This is a genomic window from Pseudomonas fluorescens (assembly GCF_041354075.1).
GTDB classification, from domain to species: domain Bacteria; phylum Pseudomonadota; class Gammaproteobacteria; order Pseudomonadales; family Pseudomonadaceae; genus Aquipseudomonas; species Aquipseudomonas fluorescens_CE.
This window is the reverse complement of record NZ_JARZGC010000037.1, coordinates 1-24,740: the sequence shown is the minus strand read 5'-3', so window position 1 is coordinate 24,740 and position 24,740 is coordinate 1. Positions and strand designations below refer to the sequence as shown.

Below are 24,740 nucleotides of genomic sequence, written 5' to 3'. Positions count from 1 at the left end.
GGGTCAGCGAATAGGGGAACCACTTCGACAGCGGCAGGCCGTAGAAATCCTGGCCCTCAACGGTGTAGTGCGCGGTCGCGCCGCCCATCAGCACCTGAAAGCCGAACAGCGCACCGACCAGAAGCAGGTACTTGCCCAAGGCCTTTTGCGACGGCGTGAGCTTGATCAGGCTCAGCGGATCCTGCGCCGGCACCGTGGGTTCGCCTTCCTCGTGGTTACGCAGGAACGCCCAGCCCCAGACCAGGAAGCCGATGCCCGCCAGCAACACGACGATGCTGACAATCGACCAGACCATGTTCTCGGCCGTGGCGTTGTTATCGATCAGGGGTTCGTGGGGCCAGTTGTTGGTAAACGTCGCGGTCTGACCGTCGCGCTCGGTGGCGGCGGCCCAGGCGGTCCAGAAGAAAAAGTGGGTCAGTTGCTCGCGCCGGGCGGCGTCGGGCAGGGTGTTCTCTTTCATCGCGAAACTTTCGCGGCTGCCGTGCAGCGACGGGTCGTTGCTGAACAGTGCGTGGTAGTACGCTGCTGTTTTTGCAATGGCCTGGATGCGGCGCTCACTGAGCACCAGGGTGCCATCGACCAGGCGGTTGCTGCGGTATTCGCGCTTGAGTTGATGACGCAGCAACGCTTGCTGATCGCCATCAATCTCGGCGTAGGCTTTGCTATAACCCTGCTGTGCCGCCAGGTCCAGCCAGGCGAGCAGTTCGCGGTGCAGCCAATCGGCCGTCCAGTCCGGCGCCTGATACGCACCGTGGCCCCAGATCGAGCCCAGCTGCATGCCGCCGATGCTCTGCCAGGCCGTTTGCCCGTCCAGGATGTCTTCGGACTCGAACAGCAATTGGCCGCTGGCACTCTCCACGCGTTCGGGAATGGGCGGCGCCTGTCGGTAGATCTCACGCCCGAACCAGCCCAGCAGGCAGAAGGTCACGCCGAGGACGCCAATCAGCGACCACCATAATTTGCGGTATTCACCCATGTGTCACCTCAGTGTTCACGGACGGAACAGGGTTGTGTAATGGCCACGGCAGCGTCATTGCTGTCGGATCGGTGTTGCGCTGCATATCAACTCCTTGATGTTGACGTTCGGCATCTGGACGTAGCCTTATCAAGACTCGTGCCGAGCGTAATCGCCCGGTTTTGCGGGATGAACTCCCGGCATCGTGTCTATATGACTCGATGTTGATCTGGTCGCATTGACTACGCTCTGGTCGTTATGACCTATAAAAAAGCGCCCGCATAACGGGTATGCGGGCGCAAAAAAACCGACCCTGTGATCGGGAAGGGTAGGGCCGGGTATTACCAGGGAGGGTGATCGACTGTCAGCGATCAGCCGACGGCGGTGCGGGGGGCGCATGCCGTCGTCGTGGGATCAAATGTAAGGGGCGGCCGCCGTGGCGTCATTTGTACGCAGGGTCAGTGGCGTCATGTGTAGGTTTTAGCGATTCATACGCAGGTATGCATCGCGGACCTCCGATGGAAGGCGCCGCTCAACTCAGCAATCGTTGAAACGCCTCCACCGGCAATGGCTTGCTGTGCAGATAACCCTGGTACAGGTGGCAGCCCAAGCCCTGCAGGAACTCCAGTTGTTCCGGCGTCTCGACCCCTTCGGCAATCACCTTCAACTCCAGGCTGCGCGCCATGGCGACAATGGCGCGGATGATCTCGGCGTCGTTGGGGTCGGTGGTGGCGTCGCGGATGAACGACTGGTCGATTTTCAGGGTGTCGATCGGCAGGCGCTTGAGGTAGGTCAGCGAGGAATACCCGGTGCCGAAGTCGTCCATCGCGAAACTGATGCCGAGCTTTTTCAGGCGGCGCATCTTGCTGATGGTATCTTCCAGGTTCTGGATGACGATGCCCTCGGTGATTTCCAGCTTCAGCATCGAGCAGGGCAGGCCGTGGCTGCGCAGGCTGTGTTCGATGCGCTCGACAAAGTCGTTCTGGCGGAACTGGCGCGGGCTGATGTTGACGCACAGGCTGAACTGCAGCGGGTCGACCAGGCCCAGCGTGATCAATTGCCGGAAGGCATTGCAGGCCTCGTCGACGATCCAGGTGCCGACCTCCAGGATCAGGCCGCTGTCTTCCAGCACCTTGATGAACTCGGTCGGTGATTGAGCCCCGAGTTCCGGGTGATTCCAGCGCACCAGCGCTTCCGCGCCGACGATGCGGTTGTCCCGGGCGTCGACCTGAGGCTGGAAATGCACGTCGAACTCACCCCGGGAAAGCGCCAGGCGCAGGTCGGTTTCCATGCGCAGGCGCTCACTGGCCGCCTTCTGCATAGTGTTGTGATACATCTGCGCGGTGTTGCGCCCCGAGTCTTTCGCCCGGTACAGCGCGATGTCGGCGCGCTTGAGCAGGTCAGTCGGGGTCGAGCCATGATCGGGGATCAGCGCAATGCCGATGCTCGGCGTCACTTGCAGCCGCTGGCCGTCGAGAAACATTGGCTCGGACAGCAACTCGCGCAGGGTATCGGCGAGGTCGCGAACCTGGCCGGTCACTTCGTTGCGCGAACCTTCCAGGCCGCTGAGCAGCACCACGAACTCGTCGCCACCCAGGCGCGCAACGGTGTCCTCCATGCGCACGCTGGCCTCCAGGCGCGCGGTGATGATCTTCAGCACCGTATCGCCCACCGGGTGGCCCAACGAGTCGTTGATGTGCTTGAAGTGGTCGAGGTCGAGAAACATCAGGGCGCCACGCAGGTTGTGGCGTTTGAGCAGGGCGATCTGCTGGCTCAGGCGGTCCATCAAGAGGGCGCGGTTGGGCAGGTTGGTCAGCGGATCGTGATAGGCCAGGTGGCGGATCTGCGCTTCGGCATTTTTCAGCAGGCTGACGTCGCGCGCGGTCAACAGCAGGCAGTCGGTTTCGTTGAGGGTGATCGGTTCCACGGACACTTCGACCGTGAGCAATTCTCCGCGCTTGTTGCGCCCGAGCATTTCCTGGTGATGAACCCGGCCCTTGAGCTGCAGTTCGGCCAGCAGTGCCGAGCGTTGCTTCTCTTCGGCCCAGATGCCGACCTGATACACCGTGCGGCCGACCACTTCATCGGCGCGATAGCCGGTCAGGCGGCAGAAACCATCGTTGACCTCCAGGTAGCGCCCGGTCTCGCGTTCGGTGATGGTGATGGCGTCCGGGCTGGAGTGGAAGGCCTTGGCGAATTTCTCTTCACTGGCCTTCAGTGCAGCTTCCGAACGTTGTTGCTGGGTGATGTCGCGCAACGTCGTGACGATACAGGGCTGGTCGCCGACGATGATCTTGCGGCTGGAAATCACACAGGTCAGGGTTTGGCCATCCTTGTGCCTGACGAGGATGGCGACGTTGTTCAATCCCTGTTCGCGGATCACCTGTTCGATCCGTTGCTGGCTTTGGGGCGAGGTGTCCCACAGGCCGATTTCGTCGGCACTGCGACCGATCACCTCAGTGGTGCCCCAGCCAAAGATCTGGGTGAAGCTGGAGTTGATTTCGATGAACTGGCCGGTGTCCTGGCGCGTGACACAGATCGGGTCCGGGCTGACCTGGAACAGCGTGGCGAACTTCTCTTCGGAGGCGACCAGCTTCTGCTCGCGCTCGACCTGATCGGTGATGTCCAGCAGGGTGCCGGCCATGCGCAGTGGTGCGCCGTTGTCGTCGCGGTAGAGGCGGGCGCGGCTCTCCAGGTAGCGCGAGGAACCATCCTCGAGCTGCACGCGATAGGTCAGTTGATAGTTGCCGGCCGGGCCCTCACGCAGGCTGCGATAGGCGTCGCGCATGCTGTCACGCTCTTCGCCGGGCACGCCTTCGAAAAAGTCCTCGAACGACTCATGGAACGGCTTGGCCTCCAGCCCGTGCAATTGTGCGGCGCGCGCTGAGCCGTACAGCATGCCGCTGGGAATGTGCCAGTCCCAGGTGCCCAGTTGCGCCGAATCCAGCGCCAGGTCGAGGCGTTCCTGGCTGTCCTTGAGAGCGAGTTCGGCGGCCTTGCGCTCAGTGGTGTCGAGGAAGGTGCTGAGCAGATAGGGCTGGCCCTCGAGCTCGACTTTTTGCGCACTGAGGATGCCGTCGTGGATTTGCCCGTTGCTTGCGCGAAACTGCACTTCCATGCTGACCAGTTCGCCTTTGGCCTTGGTCGCCCTGACCAGTTTCTCCCGTTGTTCGGGATGCACCCACAAACCGAGCTCGACCGTGGTTCGGCCAATCGCGGCTTGCACCGGCCAGCCGAACAGGCTTTCGAAATACTGGTTGGCCTCGGTGATCAGGCCGTCTTCCTGGCGGGTCAGCAACACCATGTTCGGACACAGGTGAAACAGCGTGGCGAAGCGTTTTTCCGAACTGCTCAGCGCCTGTTCGCGCTGGCGCTGGTGTGTGATCTCGCGGATCACTCCGATCATTCGGGGGCGGCCATGTTTGTCCGGCAGCAGGCTGCCGTTGATTTCCAGCCAGTGCAGGCTGCCGTCGGGCCAGCGAATGCGATGGTGCATCGCCTGCTCCAGCGGTGCGCCGGCGATCACGTCGTGGAAGGCACGGACCGTCTTGGCACGATCTTCGGGCGGCAACAGGTCGAGGTATTCCAGGTCGGCGGGCAGCGGCTGGTGAGGATCGAAACCGAACAAGGCCTGCGTACCCCGCGACCAACTGATCTGCCCGCGTTCGATGTCCCAATACCAGGCGCCCAGGCGTGCGCCGTTGAGCGCCGCCAGTAACTGTGGGGCGCTTTCCCAGCTCTGCTCGGACTGTTTCGGGTCGAGCGCCTGGATACGTGGCATGGGCGGGATACGGTCAACAGATTTGGGCATTGGCAAGCCTTAGGCTGAATTGGCGTTAGGCACAGGCATTCGCGGCTCTATAGGAGTAGCACAAGTTAGCCTCGAGTCCCTGGCAGATCGATTTGTGCATCCAGCAGCGCCATGAAGGCCCGTGCTGCGTTCGACAGCGTCCGTTCGGTGTGCAAGATATAGCCTAGCTGGCGAGTGAGCTGTATGCCCGGCAAAGGTATCCGTGCAACCTGCTCATCGAGCATGGTGCGCGGCAATACGCTCCAGGCCAGTCCGATCGAGACCATCATCTTGATGGTTTCCAGGTAGTTGGTGCTCATGGCGATGTTCGGCGTCAGGCCCTGGGCTTCGAACAGACGCTGGACGATGTGATGCGTGAACGTGTTGCCGCCGGGAAACACCGCCGGGTGGCGGGCGATGTCCGCCAGGCTGACCGCGCCGTTGCTGATCAGCGAATGCTCCGGGGCGACCACGAAATCCAGTGGGTCATCCCATACGGCGGTGGCCTTGACCAGGGTGTGGGGTTCCGGCGCCAAGGTGATGACTGCCAGTTCCGCACGGCCATGGAGAATCTCCTCGTAGGCCACTTCCGAGTCGAGGAACTGAATATCCAGCGCCACTTGCGGGTAGCGCCGGGTGAACTCCCGCAGCAAGGGCGGCAGGCGGTGCAGGCCGATATGGTGACTGGTGGCCAGGGTCAGGCGACCGCTCACCTCGCCCGTCAGGTTGGTCAGGGCGCGGCGGGTGTCGTCCAGTACGTTGAGAATCTGATAAGCCCGCGGCAACAAGGCGCGCCCGGCCTCGGTCAGGCCGACTTCACGCCCCAGGCGATCGAACAGGCGCACCTTCAATTGCTGCTCGAGGCCGGCGATGCGTTTGCTGATGGCCGGTTGCGTCAGGTGCAGGCGTTCGCCTGCGCCCGAGAAGCTGCCGGTCTCGGCAATGGCGATAAAGGCATTCAGATTGGCGAGGTCCATGGGCGCATTCCAGTTGGTTATCCAAAGCATAAAAAATATGAATTTGAGTTATTTAATCTAACCCCATAGCATCAGCCTCACAAGCCAAAGGGTTATTGAATCGTTCAAGGCCCGGGGCATAGAAACAAGCTGATGAGGAACCGTCTGATGGCCGGCAAAACGCTCTACGACAAGCTCTGGGATTCGCACTTGGTCAAGCAGCGCGACGATGGCTCTGCGCTGATCTACATCGATCGTCACATCATCCACGAAGTGACCTCGCCGCAAGCCTTCGAAGGCCTGCGCCTGGCCGGGCGCAAGCCTTGGCGCATCGATGCCAACATCGCGACCCCGGACCACAACGTACCGACCACGCCGGAGCGCAAGGGCGGGATCGAAGCCATTGCCGACCAGGTCTCGCGTCTGCAGGTGCAGACCCTCGACGACAACTGCGATGAGTACGGCATCGTCGAATTCAAGATGAATGACGTGCGCCAGGGCATCGTCCACGTCATCGGCCCGGAGCAGGGCGCGACCTTGCCGGGCATGACCGTGGTCTGCGGCGACTCCCACACCTCGACCCACGGTGCCTTCGGTGCCCTGGCTCACGGGATCGGCACCTCCGAGGTCGAGCATGTGCTCGCCACCCAGTGCCTGGTCGCCAAAAAAATGAAGAACATGCTGGTCTCCGTCGAAGGCACGCTGCCGTTCGGCGTGACCGCCAAGGACATCGTCCTGGCCGTGATCGGCAAGATCGGCACCGCCGGCGGTAACGGCCACGCCATCGAATTCGCCGGCAGCGCCATTCGCGACCTGTCCGTCGAAGGCCGCATGACCATCTGCAACATGTCCATCGAAGCCGGTGCACGCGTTGGCCTGGTGGCGGCCGACGAAAAGACCGTGGCCTACGTGAAAGGCCGTCCGTTCGCCCCGAAAGGCGCGGAATGGGACCTGGCCGTCGAAGCCTGGAAGGACCTGGTGTCCGATGCCGATGCCGTGTTCGACACCGTCGTCGAGCTCGACGCCGCTCAGATCAAGCCGCAAGTCAGCTGGGGCACCTCGCCCGAGATGGTGCTGGCCGTCGATCAGAACGTGCCGGACCCTGCCAAGGAAGCCGATCTGGTCAAGCGCGGTTCCATCGAGCGCGCCTTGAAGTACATGGGCTTGACCGCCAATCAGGCGATCACCGACATCCAGCTCGATCGTGTTTTCATCGGTTCCTGCACCAACTCGCGGATCGAGGATCTGCGTGCGGCGGCGGTCATCGCCAAGGGCCGCAAGGTGGCCTCCACCATCAAACAGGCCATCGTGGTGCCGGGCTCGGGCCTGGTGAAGGCGCAGGCGGAATCCGAAGGCCTGGACAAGATCTTCCTCGAAGCCGGTTTCGAATGGCGTGAACCGGGCTGCTCGATGTGCCTGGCGATGAACCCGGACCGTTTGGAATCGGGCGAGCATTGCGCGTCGACCTCCAATCGCAACTTCGAAGGCCGTCAGGGCGCGGGGGGTCGTACCCACCTGGTGAGCCCGGCCATGGCCGCTGCGGCGGCGGTGAACGGCCGTTTCGTCGACGTTCGTGAATTGATCTGAAGGAGCGCAGCATGAAAGCTTTTACCCAGCACACCGGTCTTGTCGCGCCTTTGGATCGTGCCAACGTCGACACCGACCAGATCATCCCGAAGCAATTCCTGAAATCGATCAAGCGTACCGGTTTCGGTCCGAACCTGTTCGACGAATGGCGTTACCTGGATGTCGGCCAGCCGTACCAGGACAACTCCAAGCGTCCGCTGAACAAGGACTTCGTCCTCAATGCCGAGCGCTATCAGGGCGCCAGCGTGTTGTTGGCCCGCGAGAACTTCGGCTGCGGTTCCAGCCGTGAACACGCCCCATGGGCGCTGGAAGAGTACGGTTTCCGCAGCATCATCGCGCCGAGCTATGCCGACATCTTCTTCAACAACAGCTTCAAGAACGGCTTGCTGCCGATCATCCTCAGCGACGAGGAAGTCGACGAGCTGTTCAAGCAGGTCGAGGCCGACCCGGGCTACCAGTTGCAGATCGACCTGCAAGCCCAGACCGTGACCCGTCCGGATGGCAAGGTGCTGAGTTTCGAGATCGATGCGTTCCGCAAGCATTGCCTGCTCAATGGCCTGGACGATATCGGCCTGACGTTGCAGGACGGCGATGCGATTGCGGCGTTTGAAAGCAAGCACCGGGCCAGCCAACCTTGGTTGTTTCGTGATGCCTGATTGACCCGATATTGATGCAGGCCGGGCCGGCCCGTTCGGTTCCAACCAACCTCCGACTGTTCTTGGGAACGCCGCAACCCACTGGGGGAGCGGGCTTGCCAGCGAAGGGGCCGGAATTGACACCGCAAGGCCAAACCTTGAAAGGAGCTCCCATGACCCGCACCGCCCAACACAGCCAGGTCGTACAGAAACAATTCGGTGAACAGGCCTCGGCCTACCTGAGCAGTGCTGTCCACGCTCAAGGCACTGAATTTGCCCTGCTACAGGCTGAGCTGGCGGGGCAGGGCGAGGCTCGGGTCCTGGACCTGGGATGCGGCGCCGGTCACGTGAGTTTCCACGTGGCGTCCCAGGCCGGGGAGGTGGTGGCTTACGACCTGTCGCAGCAAATGCTCGACGTGGTGGCCGCTGCGGCCATGGATCGCGGCTTGAGCAATATTTCCACGGTGTGCGGTGCCGCCGAGCGCTTGCCGTTCGCCGAGGGTGAATTCGACTTCGTGTTCAGCCGTTATTCGGCGCACCATTGGAGCGACCTGGGCCAGGCCCTGCGCGAAGTGCGCCGGGTGCTGAAACCGGGTGGCGTGGCGGCGTTCATCGATGTGTTGTCACCGGGCAGTCCGTTGTTCGACACTTACCTGCAAAGTGTCGAAGTGCTGCGCGACACCAGCCACGTGCGCGATTATTCCGCCGGCGAGTGGTTGCGCCAGGTCAGCGAGGCAGGGTTGCATGCCCGCAGCACCACGCGTCAACGCCTGCGCCTGGAGTACAACTCCTGGGTCGAGCGCATGCGGACACCCCCGGTGATGCGCGCGGCGATCCGCGAATTGCAGCAGTCGATGGGCAACGAAGTGCGCGACTATTTCGAGATCGAGGCCGATGGTTCGTTCAGTACCGATGTGCTGGTACTGTTCGCCGAAAAATGAGCCCGATCGATAGACTTTTTCCGGGCGCGCCCCAGGGCGCACCGACTGATGACATGAGGAAAGCATGAGCAAGCAGATTCTGATTCTCCCAGGCGACGGTATTGGCCCGGAAATCATGGCCGAAGCGGTCAAGGTGCTGGAACTGGCCAACGACAAGTACAGCCTGGGCTTTGAATTGAGCCACGATGTGATCGGCGGCGCCGCCATCGACCAGCACGGCGTGCCGCTGGCCGATGAAACCCTGGACCGCGCGCGTGCGGCTGATGCCGTGCTGCTGGGCGCCGTGGGCGGCCCGAAGTGGGACAGCATCGAGCGGGACATCCGTCCTGAGCGCGGTTTGCTGAAAATCCGTGCGCAACTGGGCCTGTTCGGCAACCTGCGGCCGGCGATTCTGTACCCGCAACTGGCCGAGGCTTCGAGCCTGAAGCCGGAAATCGTCTCGGGCCTGGACATTCTGATCGTTCGCGAACTGACCGGCGGTATCTACTTCGGCGCGCCACGCGGCACCCGTACCCTGGAAAACGGCGAGCGCCAGTCCTACGACACTCTGCCGTACAGCGAAAGCGAAATCCGCCGCATCGCCCGTGTCGGTTTCGACATGGCCATGGTGCGCAACAAGAAGCTGTGCTCGGTGGACAAGGCCAACGTCCTGGCGTCCAGCCAGCTGTGGCGCGAAATCGTCGAGCAAGTGGCCAAGGATTACCCCGAGGTCGAGCTGAGCCACATGTACGTCGACAACGCGGCCATGCAACTGGTGCGCGCGCCGAAGCAGTTCGACGTGATCGTCACCGACAACATGTTCGGTGACATCCTGTCCGACCAGGCCTCGATGCTCACCGGTTCCATCGGCATGTTGCCGTCGGCGTCCCTGGACACCCATAACAAGGGCATGTACGAGCCTTGCCATGGTTCGGCGCCGGATATCGCCGGCCAGGGCATTGCCAATCCGCTGGCGACCATACTGTCGGTCTCGATGATGCTGCGTTACAGCTTCAACCAGTCGGCTGCGGCCGATGCCATCGAGCAAGCCGTCAGCCTGGTGTTGGATCAGGGCCTGCGCACCGGCGACATCTGGTCGAGCGGTTGCACCAAGGTCGGTACGCAGCAAATGGGTGACGCAGTAGTCGCCGCGTTGCGGAATCTGTAATCTCTCGGGCCCGCTGCCACTTTCACCCCCGAAAGCAGCGGCCCACTTTTCAAGAAGGTGTAGTTGCGATGAAACGTGTAGGTCTGATCGGTTGGCGCGGTATGGTCGGTTCCGTGCTCATGCAGCGGATGCTGGAAGAGCAGGATTTCGATCTTATCGAGCCGGTGTTTTTCACCACTTCCAATGTCGGTGGCCAAGGCCCGTCCGTGGGCAAGGACATTGCTCCGCTCAAGGACGCTTACAGCATTGAAGAGCTGAAAACCCTCGACGTGATTCTGACCTGCCAGGGTGGCGACTACACCAGCGAAGTCTTCCCGAAGCTGCGCGAAGCCGGGTGGCAGGGTTACTGGATCGACGCCGCTTCCAGCCTGCGCATGCAGGATGACGCGGTGATCGTGCTGGACCCGGTGAACCGTAAGGTCATCGACCAGCAGCTCGATGCCGGCACCAAAAACTACATCGGCGGCAACTGCACCGTCAGCCTGATGCTGATGGGCCTGGGCGGTCTGTTCGAGGCCGGTCTGGTGGAGTGGATGAGCGCCATGACCTATCAGGCGGCGTCCGGTGCCGGCGCGCAGAACATGCGTGAGCTGATCAAACAGATGGGCGCCACCCACGCCTCCGTCGCCGAGCAACTGGCCGACCCGGCCAGTGCCATCCTCGACATCGACCGTCGTGTCGCCGAAGCCATGCGCAGCGATGCGTACCCGACCGAAAACTTCGGCGTACCGCTGGCCGGCAGCCTGATCCCGTGGATCGACAAGGAACTGCCGAACGGCCAGAGCCGCGAAGAATGGAAGGCGCAGGCCGAGACCAACAAGATCCTCGGTCGCTTCAAGAGCCCGATCCCGGTGGACGGCATCTGCGTGCGCATCGGCGCCATGCGCTGCCACAGCCAGGCGTTGACCATCAAGTTGAACAAAGACGTGCCGATGGCCGACATCGAAGGGCTGATCAGTCAGCACAACCCTTGGGTCAAGCTGGTGCCGAACAACCGCGATGCGAGCATTCAGGAGCTGAGCCCGAACAAGGTCACCGGCACCCTGAACATTCCGGTGGGTCGTCTGCGCAAGCTGAACATGGGGTCGCAGTTCCTCGGCGCCTTCACCGTCGGCGACCAGTTGCTGTGGGGCGCGGCCGAGCCGCTGCGTCGCATGTTGCGGATTCTGCTCGAGCGTTGATCGGTTGATGCAATGAAAGAACCCGTGCCTTGAGAGAGACGCGGGTTTTTTTATGTCGGCAGTCTGATGTTTTTTGAGTGTCTGTCCCGACCTCTTCGCGAGCAAGCCCGCTCCCACAAGGGCACCGCTGTATCGGTGGGAGCGGGCTTGCTCGCGAAGGAGCCGGTACACCCAACACAAACCCCGGCAGAAATTGCCTGCACCCCACCCACCCGGTAAAGTGCCGCTCCCCCCGTTTCGCCAGAGGTAGCACCATGACCCAGACCCTAGATATTGCCGTGATCGGCGCCACCGGTACTGTCGGCGAAACGCTGGTACAGATTCTCGACGAGCGCGATTTTCCGATCGGCAACCTGCACCTGCTGGCCAGCAGCGAGTCCGCCGGGAGTTCGGTGCTGTTTCGCGGCCGCAACGTGCGGGTGCGGGAGGTCGATGAGTTCGACTTCAGCAAGGTACAACTGGTGTTTTTCGCAGCCGGTCCGGCGATCACCCTGAGCTTCGCTGCGCGGGCGGCTGCCGCCGGTTGCTCGTTCATCGACCTGTCCGGCGCCTTGCCGGCCGCCGAGGCGCCTCAGGTGGTGCCTGAAGCCAATGCCGAGGTGCTGGCAGGGCTGAAAAAGCCATTCAAGGTCAGCAGCCCAAGCCCGTCGGCTACCATGTTGGCCGTGGTGCTGGCGCCGTTGCGGGGTCTGCTCGATCTGCAGCGCGTCCACGTGGCCGCCAGCCTGGCCGTTTCCGATCAGGGGCGCGAAGCGGTCAGCGAGCTGGCCCGGCAAACTGCCGAGTTGCTGAACATGCGTCCGCTGGAGCCGAAATTCTTTGATCGGCAGATGGCGTTCAACCTGCTGGCGCAAGTCGGCAAGGCCGATGAGCAGGGGCATACATTGCTGGAAAAACGCCTGGTGCGAGAGCTGCGTCAGGTCATGGCCTTGCCTTTATTGAAGATTTCCGCGACTTGCATTCAAGCCCCGGTGTTTTTTGGCGATAGCTTTAGCGTGACCTTGCAGTCAGCCAGCGCCGTGGACCTGACAAAAGTCAACGCCGCGCTGGAAGACGCGCCGGGGATCGAGCTCGTGGAAGCCGGTGATTACCCGACTCCGGTCGGCGATGCCGTAGGGCAGGATGTGGTCTACGTCGGTCGGGTTCGCGCCGGGATCGACGACCCGTCGGAACTAAATATGTGGCTGACGTCAGATAACGTACGCAAAGGCGCGGCGCTCAATGCTGTGCAGGTGGCTGAATTGTTGATAAAAGACCTGCTGTAAAAGATACTTGGCCACAATTTGCATAATGATTCCAGCCAGGCACATTGCCGGGCCGGTTGCTGAAGGCGAGCCACCCTGCGGGGCTTTCCGGGGCATGAAAGAAATGATCGCGCGCGACGACCCTTCGCCGCCGCGCGCAATGCCTTACGGCAGCGACAATCAACACCTTCTCGCTGGCCGAGGAATGTTCAGACAAAGGATGAGGCTATGGTTCAAGTTCGCAAACTGGTGTTAGCAATAGCGGCCGCCTCGGCGCTGTCCTCCGGTATGGCGCATGCGCTCGGGCTCGGGGAGTTGACCCTGAAGTCGTCGCCGAACCAGCCGCTGGTGGCGGAAATCGAGCTGCTCGACGTCAAGGAGCTCACCGCCGCCGAAGTGGTGCCGAGCCTGGCGTCGCCGGAAGAGTTCGCCAAGGCCGGTGTCGACCGCCAGGCGCTGCTTAATGACTTGAGCTTCACCCCGGTGATCAACGCCGGTGGTCGGAGCGTCCTGCGTGTGACGTCCAGCAAGCCGCTGTCCGAGCCGATGGTGAAATTCCTGGTTCAGGTGATGTGGCCCAACGGTCGCCTGCTGCGCGACTACAGCGTCCTGCTCGATCCGTCCAAATTCTCGCCGCAAGCCGCCGACGCGGCTGCGCAGCCTGCACCCGTCCAGTCCGTCACGGCGCCCGTCACCGGCGCCAGCAAACCTGCCGAATACACCACCACGCCGCGCGATACCCTGTGGGAAATCGCCGCGAAGGCGCGTAATGGCGGGTCGATCCAGCAAACCATGCTGGCCATCCAGGCGCTGAATCCGGATGCGTTCATCAATGGCAACATCAACCTGCTGAAAACCGGTCAGGTCCTGCGCCTGCCGGATCAGGCCCAGAGCACCAGCCTGGCGCAACCGAAGGCCGTTGCAGAAGTCGCCGCGCAGAACGCCGCCTGGCGCCAGGGTCGCCGTTATGTGGCCAAGCCCGGCACCGGCCAGCAGCAGCTCGATGCGACCAATCGCGGTCGCAGTGATGCCGCCCCTGCGCAAGCGGCCAAGGACAATCTGAGCCTGGTGTCGGCTGAGTCCGGCAAGGCGCGTGGCAAAGGCCCCGCAGGCGATGCCAAGGCTATCGGCAACAAGCTGGCGGTCACCCAGGAAAGCCTGGACACGACCCGACGTGACAATGCCGAACTGAAAAGCCGTATCAGCGATCTGCAGAGTCAGATGGACAAGTTGCAGCGCCTGATCGAGCTCAAGAACAACCAGTTGGCCAAGCTGGAGGCGGAGGGTGCGGCGAGCGGCACTCCAGAGCCGGCACCGGCTGTGGCCCCGGCCGGCGCAATCGCGACGGCACCGGTCATTTCCGCCGAACTGACGCCTGCGCCCGCCGCGCCGGCAGCGCCTGCTCCAACCCCGGCACCGGCTACCGAAGCCGCGCCCGCCGCATCTGACGACCAGGCTTTCAACGACCTGCTGACCAATCCGGTGCTGTTGGGCCTGATCGGTGGTGGTGCGGTGGTTCTGGCGCTGTTGCTGCTGTTGCTGGCTCGTCGCCGCAAGGCCCAGCAGGAGGCCGAAAAACACTTGCGCATGGCGCGTGCCCTGGCCGAAGAGCAGTCATTGTCTTTCGATCATGATTTGCCGGACAGCAGCTTCGAAGGCCTTGAAGTACCCGCGCCGAGCGTCAATCTCGCTACCGCCCCAGCGCCAGCTGCAGCGCCCAAGCCGGCACCCGCACCCGCTCCGACGCCTGCGCCCGTGATCGTGCCGGAAGTGGTGACGCCGCCCATTGCCTCGTTCCTGGTCGAGCCGACCGCGGAGCGCGATGATGACGTGCTGGGCAAGGCTCAGTCGCACATTGCCGCTGGCCGCCTGAACCAGGCTGCCGCGTTGCTGGAAGACGGGATCAAGCAGGAGCCTCAGCGCAGTGATCTGCGCCTGAAGCTGATGGAAGTCTACGGCCAGCAGGGCGACCGCGATGCGTTCGTCGGTCAGGAGCGGCAATTGGTGGCCAACGGCGAGAATTTCGCCCGTGTCGAAGAACTCAAAAGCCGCTTTCCAGCCATGGCTGTGGTCGCTGCCGGTGGCCTCGCGGCGGCTGCGGTCGCCGCCGAACTGGATGCGCAATACGTCCAGGACCTGTTGCAGGACGAGCCCGAGGCCCCGGCGCTGGACGATGGCGACTTCGACAGCGCGTTCGACTTGAGCCTGGATGACCTGGAAACACCGGTAGTGAGCGCGCCGACAGTCGCGCCTGAGGCTGAGCCGCAAGTTCTGGGTGAGCTCGACGAGTTTCCGGCGGACGATGACCTGAGCTTTGAATCGGTGTTGCAGCAGCAGACCGAAATCAAGGAAAGCCTTGATGACCTGTCGGACTTCGACCTGGACATGGACCTCGGTGCCGAGCCTTCACCGGCGACGCTTGCCGAAGACGACTTCCTGTTGAGTCTGGACGACGACGTCAAGGATTTGCCGGCCGTTGAAGAGCCAGCCGCCGCGCAAATGCCGGATGATCTGGAGCTGCCTTCTGATTTCGATCTGTCGCTGGCCGATGAGATGGACGCCCCGGACGCCTTTTCGGCCGAGCTGGACGACGTCAATGCCGAACTGGATCGCCTGTCCCAGAGCATCAGCGAGCCCACCTTCACTGAAGCGGACGCCCTGGCTTCCGCCGCGGACGAGCCGGAGTTCGATTTCCTCTCCGGCACCGACGAAGTCGCCACCAAGCTCGATCTGGCCCAGGCCTATATCGACATGGGGGATGCCGACGGCGCCCGGGACATTCTCAGCGAGGTGGTGACCGAAGGCAGCGATGGCCAGAAAAGCGAGGCCAAGGAAATGCTTTCGCGTCTGGCTTGAGTGATCATTCAGGCATAAGCAAAGCGGCAGCCCATGAGGCTGCCGTTTTTGTATGTGTTGGTTGGTGGTGATATTTGAATGGCTGTCGCGAGCGGGCTCGCTCCCACAAAGAGCCGGCGGTGCCAGATCCAGTGTGGGAGCGAGCCTGCTCGCGATGAGGGCCTGTTCGACGTCGGCAGCGCATCAAACGTCGCTGGTATCCCGCTCCGACCGCCTTATAATGCCCGCCTTTGCGAACATCAGCAGGCTTCACTTCTTGGCAAATATAGATAACCCGGCCGCCGAAATGGCAGCCGAGGGCTTTTTTCGCGTCGCGCTGGGCGTTGAGTACAACGGCACGCGCTTTCGTGGCTGGCAGCGTCAGGCGTCCGGTGTACTGACCGTTCAGGAAACCCTGGAAACGGCGCTGTCCAAGGTCGCCAACTCGCCGGTGTCGCTGCTGTGCGCCGGGCGTACGGACGCTGGCGTGCATGCGTGCGGTCAGGTCGTGCATTTCGACACGCAGGTCGAGCGGTCGATGAAAGCCTGGGTCATGGGCGCCAACATCAACCTGCCCCATGACGTCAGTGTCACCTGGGCCAAGGTCATGCCGGCGCATTTTCATGCACGGTTCAAGGCCATCGCCCGGCGCTACCGTTATGTGATCTACAACGATCAGATTCGCCCGGCGCACCTGAACCAGGAAATCACCTGGAATCATCGTCCGCTGGATGTCGAGCGTATGGCCGAGGCCGCGCAATACCTGGTCGGCACCCACGATTTCAGCGCCTTCCGTGCCGGGCAGTGCCAGGCCAAGTCGCCGATCAAGCAACTGCACCATCTGCGGGTGACCCAGCACGGCAAGATGATCGTGCTGGACATTCGCGCCAACGCTTTCCTGCATCACATGGTGCGCAATATCGCCGGTGTACTGATGACCGTCGGTGCCGGCGAACGTCCGGTGGAGTGGATGAAAGAGGTGCTCGAGAGCCGTATTCGTCGCTCCGGCGGGGTGACGGCGCACCCCTTCGGCCTGTACCTGGTGCAGGTCGAGTACCGCGACGAGTTCGAGTTGCCCAAGCGGTACATCGGCCCGCACTTCCTGACGGGTTTCTCCGAACTTGACGGCTGACGCCCTCGAATGCATTTGCTACCATCCGGCACTTCCCCGGATTTGCCCTGAGGTTTAATCGACATGTCGACCGTTCGCAGCAAGATTTGCGGGATTACCCGCACGGAAGATGCGTTGGCGGCCGTGCAGGCCGGGGCAGATGCGATCGGATTTGTGTTCTACCCCAAGAGTCCGCGCGCCGTGACGTTTCAACAGGCGCGCGACATCATCAAGGCGCTGCCGCCGTTCGTGACCACCGTTGGCCTGTTCGTCAACACCAGTCGTTGCGAGCTGGGTGAACTGCTCGACGCCGTGCCGCTGGACCTGCTGCAGTTTCATGGCGATGAAGTCGTCGCCGACTGTGATTGCTGGCATCGGCCCTACATCAAGGCGGTGCGGGTCAAGGCCGGCGATGACATCGCGGCGGCTTGCCGGGCGTTCCCAAGCGCCAGCGGTATTCTGCTCGACACCTATGTCGAAGGCGTTCCGGGCGGAACCGGCGAAGCCTTCGACTGGTCTCTGATACCTCAGGGCCTGAGCAAGCCGATCATCCTGGCGGGTGGATTGACGCCGGACAACGTCGCCGCAGCGATTGCACAGGTTCGGCCGTATGCCGTGGACGTCAGCGGCGGGGTGGAAGCGAGCAGGGGCATCAAGGATCACGCGAAGATTCAGGCATTCATTGAAGCAGTACGCAGCAGCACGTAGTCGATGTGACGGCTGGCAGACTGCCGCCGTCCCAAAATGCACTGCGCTGCACAAAGCAGGCACGGCTGAGGATCGATGGGTTGTACGCAGGTCACGCTTCACTGACCCGGCCATCCAGCGATCATCGCCACATACATGAATTTGGCTCAAGGGCATACGCGGGGCTGCGAACCAGAGCGTTCGGGTCGCCGGTACTGGAGAAAGAAAGCATGAGCAACTGGTTAGTAGACAAACTGATCCCTTCGATCATGCGTTCCGAGGTCAAGAAGAGCTCGGTGCCTGAAGGTCTGTGGCACAAATGCCCGTCTTGCGAGGCTGTGCTGTATCGTCCGGAGCTGGAAAAGACCCTGGATGTTTGCCCCAAGTGCAACCACCACATGCGTATTGGCGCTCGCGCCCGTATCGACATCTTCCTCGACGCCGAAGGCCGTAGCGAGCTGGGTGCGGACCTGGAGCCGGTCGATCGCCTGAAGTTCCGCGACGGCAAGAAGTACAAGGACCGCCTGACCGCTGCACAAAAGCAGACCGGCGAGAAAGACGCCCTGGTTTCCATGAGTGGCACCCTGCTGGGCATGCCGGTGGTGGTTTCGGCGTTCGAGTTCTCCTTCATGGGTGGTTCGATGGGCGCCATCGTCGGCGAGCGCTTTGTCCGTGCGGCCAACTACGCCCTGGAACACAAATGCCCGATGATCTGCTTCTCGGCCTCCGGCGGTGCGCGGATGCAGGAAGCTCTGATTTCCCTGATGCAAATGGCCAAGACCTCGGCGGTACTGGCGCGTCTGCGTGAAGAGGGCATTCCGTTCATCTCCGTGCTGACCGACCCGGTCTACGGTGGCGTCTCCGCCAGTCTGGCGATGCTCGGCGACGTGATCGTCGGCGAGCCGAAAGCCTTGATCGGCTTCGCCGGTCCACGTGTGATCGAGCAGACTGTGCGCGAAAAACTGCCGGAAGGCTTCCAGCGCAGCGAGTTCCTGCTGGAACACGGCGCCATCGACATGATCATTCATCGTCAGGAACTGCGCCCACGTCTGGGTAACCTGCTGGCGCAACTGACGGGCAAGCCGACGCCGAAATTCGTTGCCGCGCCCGTCGAGCCGATTGTCGTTCCGCCGGTGCCTGCAAACCTATGACCCAACGTACCCTTGGCGAGTGGCTCGCCTACCTCGAGCAGTTGCACCCTTCGGCCATCGACATGGGCCTTGAGCGCTCGCAACAGGTAGCGTCCCGCATGGGACTGGGCAAACCGGCGCCTCGGGTGATCACGGTCACCGGCACCAACGGCAAGGGCTCCACCTGCGCATTCGTGGCTTCGTTGCTGCGGGCGCAGGGCCTGAACGTGGGTGTCTACAATTCTCCGCACCTGCTGCGCTACAACGAGCGGGTGCAGGTCAATGGCGTCGAGGCCACCGATGCCCAGCTGTGCGAAGCCTTCGCCGCTGTCGAAGCGGGGCGGGGTGATACCTCCCTGACGTATTTCGAAATGGGCACTCTGGCGGCCTTCTGGCTGTTCCAGCGTTCCGGGCTGGATGCCGTGGTGCTGGAAGTCGGGCTGGGTGGGCGTCTGGATACGGTCAATGTGGTGGACGCCGACATGGCGCTGGTGACCAGCATTGGCGTCGATCACGCCGATTACCTGGGTGATACCCGCGAATCCGTTGCCTTTGAGAAGGCCGGAATCTTCCGCCAGGGCGCGCCCGCGCTCTGTGGCGACCTCAATCCTCCTCAGCCGCTGCTGGACAAGGCGCGTGAGCTGGCTTGCCCCTTTTTCCTGCGTGGGCGCGATTTTGACCTGGGCCTGACCGATCACGGCTGGCAGTGGCGCGGCCTGGATGCGCAGGGGCAGTGCGTCGAACTGCATGACCTGCCGTTGCTCGACCTGCCGATGGAAAACGCCGCGCTGGCACTGCAGGCCTATCTGCTGCTCGGGTTGCCCTGGGTCAAGGAGCAGATCATCGACGCCCTGCAAGCCACGCACGTGGTCGGGCGCCTGGATCGCCGCCGGTTTGACTGGCAAGGCAAGCGCCTGAATCTGTTGCTCGATGTGGGGCACAACCCTCACGCGGCCGAGTACCTGGCCCGCCGTCTCGCGGCCCGGCCGCCACTGGGCAAGCGCCTGGCGGTCTTCGGGTTACTTGCGGACAAGGATCTGGATGGTGTCGTGGGCGAGTTGAGTGCTAGTGTCCAGCATTGGGCGGTGGCACCGCTGGATTCGCCGCGCGCGCGGCCGGTGGCAGACTTGCACGAGGCCTTGCATCAGCGGGGTGCCTCGGTCACGTCTTACGACAGCGTAGTGGCCGCTCTGGAAGGCCAGTGTGCACGGGCGACGGGCGACGACGAGATTGTGTTGTTCGGATCATTTTATTGTGTCGCCGAGGCCCTCGATTGGCTGGCTCGGCGCTCCACGGAGGATGCGGCAAATGGCATTGCTGGATAAGGCCTATAAACAGCGGATGGTCGGCGCGCTTGTATTGGTGGCGCTGGCGGTGATTTTCCTGCCGATGCTGTTTTCCCGCCAGGATGAACAGCGTCAGGTGACCGTCCAGGCACCGGCTGCGCCCCAGGCGCCCTCGGTTCCGCCGGTGCAGGTAGAGCCAGTGGTGGTGCCCGAGCCGCAAGTGCTGCCGCAGGAACCGGTGCCGAGCGATGACGAGATCGCCCAGCAGGAGGAGCCATCGACGCCAATCGCACCGACTGCGCCAACTGCGCCGGTCGCGCCTGCACCCGTAGCGAAACCGGCTGCGCCTGCACCTGCACCCGCGCCGGTGGCGAAGCCCACGACGCCGCCGAGCCAGCCGATCTCGGCAGCACCGACCAAGCCGGACACCACGCAAAGCCGGGTCGATGCCAATGGTCTGTCGGTCAGCTGGTCTGTACAACTGGCCAGCCTGTCGAACCGTGCCAGTGCCGAAAACCTGCAGAAAACCCTGCGCAGTCAGGGTTACAACGCCTATATCCGCACGGCTGATGGCAAGAATCGTGTGTTCGTCGGGCCGCTGATCGAGCGCGCGGAAGCCGATCGTCTGCGTGACCTGTTGAACCGCCAGCAGAACCTCAAGGGTTTTGTCGTGCGCTTCCAGCCTGAGCGCGGGTAAAAACTATCGACCCGATTGGAAATGCACTGACAATCGCAGCTTACCGACACGCATGAGCTCTGCTAAAATGCGCCGCCTTATCCGTCTGTAGGCTGCACTGTGCCATTTACCTGGGTTGACTGGGCGATCGTTGCAATAATCGCCATCTCCGCATTGATCAGCTTGAGCCGCGGCTTCGTCAAGGAAGCATTATCGCTGGTGACCTGGATCATCGCAGGAGTCGTCGCCTGGATGTTCGGTGGTGCATTGTCCGAATACCTCACCGGATACATCGAAACACCATCGGCCCGCGTGATCGCGGGTTGCGCAATTATGTTTGTCGCCACGTTAATCGTAGGCGCAATGATCAATTATCTTATCGGCGAATTGGTTCGCGTCACCGGGCTGTCCGGGACCGACCGATTTCTCGGCATGGCCTTCGGCGCTGCGCGTGGCGTGTTGCTGGTGGTCGTGGCGGTCGGGCTGTTGAGCCTGGGGCCGGTACAGCAGGACGGGTGGTGGCAGCAGTCCCAGCTCGTGCCAAAATTTCTATTGGTTGCAGACTGGTCCAAAAACCTGATCCTCGGGTGGAGCAGTCAGTGGCTTGCCAGCGGTATCAGCGTACCCGCTGAAATACCGTTCAAGGAGCACCTCTTGCCGACGGCCAAAACGCCTCAGTGAGTTGTGTTCAATCCAGTTCCATAAAGTAGGGGTTGCTTCGCATGTGTGGCATCGTCGGTATCGTCGGTAAGTCGAACGTCAATCAGGCGCTGTATGACGCGCTAACCGTGCTCCAGCACCGCGGCCAGGACGCTGCCGGTATCGTGACCAGCCATGACGGCCGGTTATTCCTGCGCAAGGACAACGGCCTGGTACGTGACGTGTTCCATCAGCGTCACATGCAGCGTCTGGTGGGTCACATGGGCATTGGCCATGTGCGTTACCCGACCGCAGGCAGCTCGACGTCGGCCGAAGCTCAGCCGTTCTACGTCAACTCGCCTTACGGCATCACTCTGGCGCACAACGGCAACCTGACCAACGTTGAACAGTTGGCCAAGGAGATCTACGAGTCCGACCTGCGTCACGTCAACACCAACTCCGACTCGGAAGTGCTGCTCAACGTGTTCGCCCACGAACTGGCCCAGCGCGGCAAGTTGCAACCGACCGAAGAAGACGTGTTCGCCGCTGTCACTGACGTGCACAACCGTTGTGTCGGTGGTTATGCCGTTGTCGCGATGGTGACCGGCTACGGCATCGTCGGTTTCCGCGACCCGCACGGCATTCGCCCGATCGTATTCGGCCAGCGTCACACCGACGAAGGCGTCGAGTACATGATCGCCTCCGAAAGCGTGTCCCTGGACGTGCTTGGCTTCACCCTGATTCGCGACCTGGCGCCAGGCGAAGCGGTCTACATCACTGAAGACGGCAAGCTGCACACCCGTCAGTGTGCGACCAATCCATCCCTGACCCCGTGCATTTTCGAGCACGTTTACCTCGCGCGTCCGGACTCGATCATCGACGGCGTATCGGTCTACAAGGCCCGTCTGCGCATGGGTGAGAAGCTGGCGGAGAAGATCCTGCGCGAGCGGCCTGAGCACGACATCGACGTGGTCATCCCGATTCCCGACACCAGCCGCACGGCGGCGCTGGAGCTGGCGAACCACCTGGGCGTCAAGTTCCGCGAAGGCTTCGTGAAGAACCGCTACATCGGTCGTACCTTCATCATGCCGGGCCAGGCGGCGCGGAAAAAATCCGTACGCCAGAAGCTCAACGCCATCGAGCTGGAATTCCGCGGCAAGAACGTGATGCTGGTGGACGACTCCATCGTCCGCGGCACCACCTGCAAGCAGATCATCCAGATGGCGCGCGAAGCCGGCGCGAAAAACGTCTACTTCTGCTCTGCGGCCCCGGCCGTGCGCTTCCCGAACGTCTACGGCATCGACATGCCGAGCGCCCACGAGCTGATCGCCCACAACCGTTCGACCCAGGACGTGGCTGACCTGATCGGTGCTGACTGGCTGATCTATCAGGACTTGCCTGACTTGATCGAAGCGGTCGGGGGCGGCAAGATCAAGATCGACAAGTTCGATTGTGCGGTGTTCGACGGCCAGTACGTCACGGGCGATGTCGACGAGAACTACCTGAGCAAGATCGAGCAGGCACGGAACGATGCCTCCAAGGTCAAGACGCAGGCGGTCAGCGCGATCATCGACCTGTACAACAACTGAGTTTGCACCGGCCCTGAGGGGCCGGTTTTGTATCTATCAGATTTTTTTACTTCAAGAGCAGGCAAGGAGTGACAGCATGAGTCAGGAATGGGATGCCGGTCGGCTGGACAGCGACCTCGAAGGCGTAGCGTTCGATACCCTGGCGGTACGTGCCGGTCAACACCGCACGCCGGAAGGCGAACACGGCGATCCGATGTTCTTCACTTCCAGCTATGTATTCCGTACGGCCGCCGATGCGGCCGCGCGCTTTGCCGGGGAAGTGCCGGGCAACGTCTATTCGCGCTACACCAACCCGACCGTGCGCGCATTCGAAGAGCGCATTGCGGCGCTGGAAAGCGCCGAGCAGGCCGTAGCGACCGCTACCGGCATGGCTGCGATCCTGGCGGTGGTAATGAGCCTGTGCAGCGCCGGCGATCACGTATTGGTGTCGCGCAGTGTCTTCGGGTCGACCATCAGCCTGTTCGAAAAGTACTTCAAGCGTTTCGGTATTGAAGTCGATTACGTTCCCCTGGCGGATCTGTCCGGTTGGGAGGCGGCCATCAAGAGCAACACCAAATTGCTGTTCGTCGAGTCGCCCTCCAATCCGCTGGCGGAACTGGTGGACATCGCCGAACTGGCAAAGATTGCCCACGCCAAGGGTGCGATGCTGGTGGTCGACAACTGCTTCTGCACCCCAGCCTTGCAGCAGCCGCTGACGATGGGCGCGGACATCGTCGTGCACTCGGCGACCAAGTTCATCGATGGCCAGGGCCGTTGCATGGGGGGTGTTGTGGCCGGTCGTAGCGAGCAGATGAAGGAAGTGGTGGGTTTCCTGCGCACCGCCGGTCCTTCGTTGAGCCCGTTCAATGCCTGGATTTTCCTCAAGGGCCTGGAAACACTGGGCCTGCGCATGAAGGCGCACTGTGCCAACGCCCAGCAACTGGCCGAGTGGCTGGAGCAGCAGGACGGTATCGAAAAAGTGCACTACGCCGGTCTGAAAAGCCATCCGCAGCACGAACTGGCTCAGCGTCAGCAGAAAGGTTTCGGCGCGGTGGTGAGTTTCGAGGTCAGGGGCGGCAAAGAGGGCGCGTGGCGCTTCATCGATGCCACCCGGTTGATTTCGATCACCGCCAACCTGGGCGACAGCAAGACCACCATCACCCACCCGAGCACCACCTCCCACGGACGACTGGCGCCGCAGGAGCGAGAAGCGGCGGGTATACGTGACAGCCTGATCCGCGTTGCGGTCGGTCTGGAAGACGTGGCCGACCTGCAGGCCGATCTGGCCCGTGGGCTGGCTGCCCTGTGATCGAGCTGTCCTCATTGACCACGGCTTCCAGAGGTCGCGTGGCACTGGTAACCGGTGCCGCACGGGGCATTGGTCTGGGGATCGCGGCCTGGCTGATCAGCGAAGGCTGGCAGGTCGTGCTGACGGACCTGGACCGCGATCGCGGTGCGAAAGTGGCGAAGGTGCTGGGCGATAACGCCTGGTTCATTGCCATGGACGTCGCGAACGAGGCGCAGGTGGCCTTGGGCGTTGCCGAAGTGCTGGGACAGTTCGGACGGCTGGATGCGCTGGTGTGCAACGCCGCGGTGGCCGATCCGCACAATATCACCCTCGAAAGCCTCGATCTGGCCTACTGGAATCGGGTGCTGGCGGTGAACCTGAGCGGGCCGATGTTGCTGGCCAAGCACTGTGCGCCCTACCTGCGTGCCCACAGTGGCGCGATCGTCAACCTGGCCTCGACCCGGGCGCGACAGTCGGAACCTGATACCGAGGCGTACGCGGCGAGCAAGGGCGGCTTGCTGGCCCTGACCCATGCACTGGCCATCAGCCTGGGGCCGGAGATTCGCGTCAATGCTGTCAGCCCCGGCTGGATCGATACCCGTGACGCGGCGGTGCGACGTGCCGAACCGCTGACCGAGGTCGACCATGCCCAGCATCCGGCGGGCAGGGTAGGGACGGTCGAGGACGTGGCGTCGATGGTGGCCTGGCTGCTGTCGAAGAACGCCGGGTTCGTCACGGGGCAGGAGTTTGTGGTCGATGGCGGGATGAGCAAGAAAATGGTCTACAGCGAGTGATCGGGGCTGGCGCGGTGGTTTTCCGGGCCACTGCTTTCGCGAACAGCCTCGCTCCCGCGCTTGAAAGCAATGTGATCGCTGCGGGGGCGGGCCGGCCCGCGAAGGCCTTCTGCCTGCAAATGACATGATTTTGTCTTTTTAAGAAAAACTCCAATCCTGCTATTGACTTAGGTTCGCCACCTGCGTAAATTTCGCGGCCTCGGAGATGCAAACGGGTGATTAGCTCAGCTGGGAGAGCGTCTGCCTTACAAGCAGAATGTCGGCGGTTCGATCCCGTCATCACCCACCAC

At 62.3% G+C, this 24,740-nt stretch carries 18 protein-coding genes, 1 tRNA gene and 1 pseudogene; 17 read left to right on the top strand and 3 right to left on the bottom strand.

Translation table 11 applies throughout. The features are described from left to right. The 3 genes and pseudogenes from QIW53_RS26620 to QIW53_RS26610 form a co-directional block, all read right to left on the bottom strand. Positions 1-976, bottom strand: a pseudogene (locus QIW53_RS26620) (nitric-oxide reductase large subunit); the annotation flags it as partial. A gap of 511 nt (positions 977-1,487) precedes the next feature. After that, positions 1,488-4,766 carry a PAS domain S-box protein gene (locus QIW53_RS26615; protein WP_371052584.1) on the bottom strand — a complete coding sequence of 1,093 codons (3,279 nt, stop codon included), beginning with the start codon at positions 4,764-4,766 and terminating at the stop codon, positions 1,488-1,490. A 65-nt stretch (positions 4,767-4,831) separates the two neighbouring features. Then, entirely contained in the window at positions 4,832-5,722 is an 891-nt protein-coding gene (locus tag QIW53_RS26610; protein WP_371052583.1) for a LysR family transcriptional regulator, read from the bottom strand. Positions 5,723-5,869: 147 nt separating this feature from the next. Here QIW53_RS26610 and leuC point away from each other — a divergent pair, with 147 nt between their 5' ends. The 17 genes from leuC to QIW53_RS26525 all read left to right on the top strand — a co-directional run bounded on the left by leuC (position 5,870) and on the right by QIW53_RS26525 (position 24,739). Beyond that, complete coding sequence (gene leuC / locus QIW53_RS26605; RefSeq protein WP_192301758.1) at positions 5,870-7,288, top strand: 3-isopropylmalate dehydratase large subunit; 1,419 nt, start codon at positions 5,870-5,872, stop codon at positions 7,286-7,288. Positions 7,289-7,299: 11 nt separating this feature from the next. Then, positions 7,300-7,944 carry a 3-isopropylmalate dehydratase small subunit gene (leuD, locus tag QIW53_RS26600; RefSeq protein WP_077044484.1) on the top strand — a complete coding sequence of 215 codons (645 nt, stop codon included), beginning with the start codon at positions 7,300-7,302 and terminating at the stop codon, positions 7,942-7,944. Positions 7,945-8,096: 152 nt separating this feature from the next. Continuing rightward, the gene (locus tag QIW53_RS26595; protein WP_371052582.1) at positions 8,097-8,864 is read left to right on the top strand and encodes a class I SAM-dependent methyltransferase; all 768 of its coding nucleotides are present in this window, start codon (positions 8,097-8,099) and stop codon (positions 8,862-8,864) included. Between the two features lie 64 nt (positions 8,865-8,928). Then, positions 8,929-10,011, top strand: coding sequence for a 3-isopropylmalate dehydrogenase (gene leuB, locus QIW53_RS26590; protein ID WP_371052581.1), 1,083 nt, complete (start codon positions 8,929-8,931; stop codon positions 10,009-10,011). 68 nt (positions 10,012-10,079) lie between these two features. Continuing rightward, positions 10,080-11,192 carry an aspartate-semialdehyde dehydrogenase gene (gene asd / locus QIW53_RS26585; protein ID WP_371052580.1) on the top strand — a complete coding sequence of 371 codons (1,113 nt, stop codon included), beginning with the start codon at positions 10,080-10,082 and terminating at the stop codon, positions 11,190-11,192. A gap of 254 nt (positions 11,193-11,446) precedes the next feature. Then, complete coding sequence (locus tag QIW53_RS26580) at positions 11,447-12,457, top strand: aspartate-semialdehyde dehydrogenase (RefSeq protein WP_371052579.1); 1,011 nt, start codon at positions 11,447-11,449, stop codon at positions 12,455-12,457. A gap of 207 nt (positions 12,458-12,664) precedes the next feature. Beyond that, positions 12,665-15,292, top strand: a complete 2,628-nt coding sequence (locus QIW53_RS26575) for a FimV/HubP family polar landmark protein (RefSeq protein WP_371052578.1) — start codon at positions 12,665-12,667, stop codon at positions 15,290-15,292. A 286-nt stretch (positions 15,293-15,578) separates the two neighbouring features. Next, positions 15,579-16,403: a tRNA pseudouridine(38-40) synthase TruA gene (truA, locus tag QIW53_RS26570; RefSeq protein WP_371052585.1), complete on the top strand. Its 825-nt coding sequence runs from the start codon at positions 15,579-15,581 to the stop codon at positions 16,401-16,403. Between the two features lie 63 nt (positions 16,404-16,466). After that, positions 16,467-17,090: a phosphoribosylanthranilate isomerase gene (locus tag QIW53_RS26565; protein ID WP_371052577.1), complete on the top strand. Its 624-nt coding sequence runs from the start codon at positions 16,467-16,469 to the stop codon at positions 17,088-17,090. A gap of 209 nt (positions 17,091-17,299) precedes the next feature. Beyond that, a complete protein-coding gene (gene accD / locus QIW53_RS26560) occupies positions 17,300-18,220 on the top strand; it encodes an acetyl-CoA carboxylase, carboxyltransferase subunit beta (protein WP_371052576.1) in 921 nt (306 codons plus the stop codon). Next, the gene (gene folC, locus QIW53_RS26555) at positions 18,217-19,524 is read left to right on the top strand and encodes a bifunctional tetrahydrofolate synthase/dihydrofolate synthase (protein ID WP_371052575.1); all 1,308 of its coding nucleotides are present in this window, start codon (positions 18,217-18,219) and stop codon (positions 19,522-19,524) included. The genes accD and folC overlap by 4 nt, the downstream gene beginning before the upstream one ends. Next, entirely contained in the window at positions 19,508-20,182 is a 675-nt protein-coding gene (locus tag QIW53_RS26550; protein ID WP_371052574.1) for an SPOR domain-containing protein, read from the top strand. Before folC ends, QIW53_RS26550 begins: the two co-directional genes overlap by 17 nt. A gap of 99 nt (positions 20,183-20,281) precedes the next feature. Next, the gene (locus QIW53_RS26545) at positions 20,282-20,842 is read left to right on the top strand and encodes a CvpA family protein (RefSeq protein ID WP_371052573.1); all 561 of its coding nucleotides are present in this window, start codon (positions 20,282-20,284) and stop codon (positions 20,840-20,842) included. A gap of 41 nt (positions 20,843-20,883) precedes the next feature. Further along, positions 20,884-22,389, top strand: coding sequence for an amidophosphoribosyltransferase (gene purF / locus QIW53_RS26540; protein WP_371052572.1), 1,506 nt, complete (start codon positions 20,884-20,886; stop codon positions 22,387-22,389). A 76-nt stretch (positions 22,390-22,465) separates the two neighbouring features. After that, complete coding sequence (locus QIW53_RS26535; protein ID WP_371052571.1) at positions 22,466-23,677, top strand: O-succinylhomoserine sulfhydrylase; 1,212 nt, start codon at positions 22,466-22,468, stop codon at positions 23,675-23,677. Then, positions 23,674-24,450, top strand: coding sequence for an SDR family oxidoreductase (locus QIW53_RS26530; RefSeq protein ID WP_192301745.1), 777 nt, complete (start codon positions 23,674-23,676; stop codon positions 24,448-24,450). Before QIW53_RS26535 ends, QIW53_RS26530 begins: the two co-directional genes overlap by 4 nt. Before the next feature lie 213 nt (positions 24,451-24,663). Beyond that, a tRNA-Val gene (locus tag QIW53_RS26525) sits at positions 24,664-24,739 on the top strand. Position 24,740 lies beyond the last annotated feature (1 nt).

Bases quoted from the DNA above. Each gene is read 5' to 3' on its own strand.
- QIW53_RS26615 (WP_371052584.1), bottom strand. From the start codon at position 4,766: ATGCCCAAATCTGTTGACCGTATCCCGCCCATGCCACGTATCCAGGCG.
- QIW53_RS26610 (WP_371052583.1), bottom strand. From the start codon at position 5,722: ATGGACCTCGCCAATCTGAATGCCTTTATCGCCATTGCCGAGACCGGC.
- leuC (WP_192301758.1), top strand. From the start codon at position 5,870: ATGGCCGGCAAAACGCTCTACGACAAGCTCTGGGATTCGCACTTGGTC.
- leuD (WP_077044484.1), top strand. From the start codon at position 7,300: ATGAAAGCTTTTACCCAGCACACCGGTCTTGTCGCGCCTTTGGATCGT.
- QIW53_RS26595 (WP_371052582.1), top strand. From the start codon at position 8,097: ATGACCCGCACCGCCCAACACAGCCAGGTCGTACAGAAACAATTCGGT.
- leuB (WP_371052581.1), top strand. From the start codon at position 8,929: ATGAGCAAGCAGATTCTGATTCTCCCAGGCGACGGTATTGGCCCGGAA.
- asd (WP_371052580.1), top strand. From the start codon at position 10,080: ATGAAACGTGTAGGTCTGATCGGTTGGCGCGGTATGGTCGGTTCCGTG.
- QIW53_RS26580 (WP_371052579.1), top strand. From the start codon at position 11,447: ATGACCCAGACCCTAGATATTGCCGTGATCGGCGCCACCGGTACTGTC.
- QIW53_RS26575 (WP_371052578.1), top strand. From the start codon at position 12,665: ATGGTTCAAGTTCGCAAACTGGTGTTAGCAATAGCGGCCGCCTCGGCG.
- truA (WP_371052585.1), top strand. From the start codon at position 15,579: ATGGCAGCCGAGGGCTTTTTTCGCGTCGCGCTGGGCGTTGAGTACAAC.
- QIW53_RS26565 (WP_371052577.1), top strand. From the start codon at position 16,467: ATGTCGACCGTTCGCAGCAAGATTTGCGGGATTACCCGCACGGAAGAT.
- accD (WP_371052576.1), top strand. From the start codon at position 17,300: ATGAGCAACTGGTTAGTAGACAAACTGATCCCTTCGATCATGCGTTCC.
- folC (WP_371052575.1), top strand. From the start codon at position 18,217: ATGACCCAACGTACCCTTGGCGAGTGGCTCGCCTACCTCGAGCAGTTG.
- QIW53_RS26550 (WP_371052574.1), top strand. From the start codon at position 19,508: ATGGCATTGCTGGATAAGGCCTATAAACAGCGGATGGTCGGCGCGCTT.
- purF (WP_371052572.1), top strand. From the start codon at position 20,884: ATGTGTGGCATCGTCGGTATCGTCGGTAAGTCGAACGTCAATCAGGCG.
- QIW53_RS26535 (WP_371052571.1), top strand. From the start codon at position 22,466: ATGAGTCAGGAATGGGATGCCGGTCGGCTGGACAGCGACCTCGAAGGC.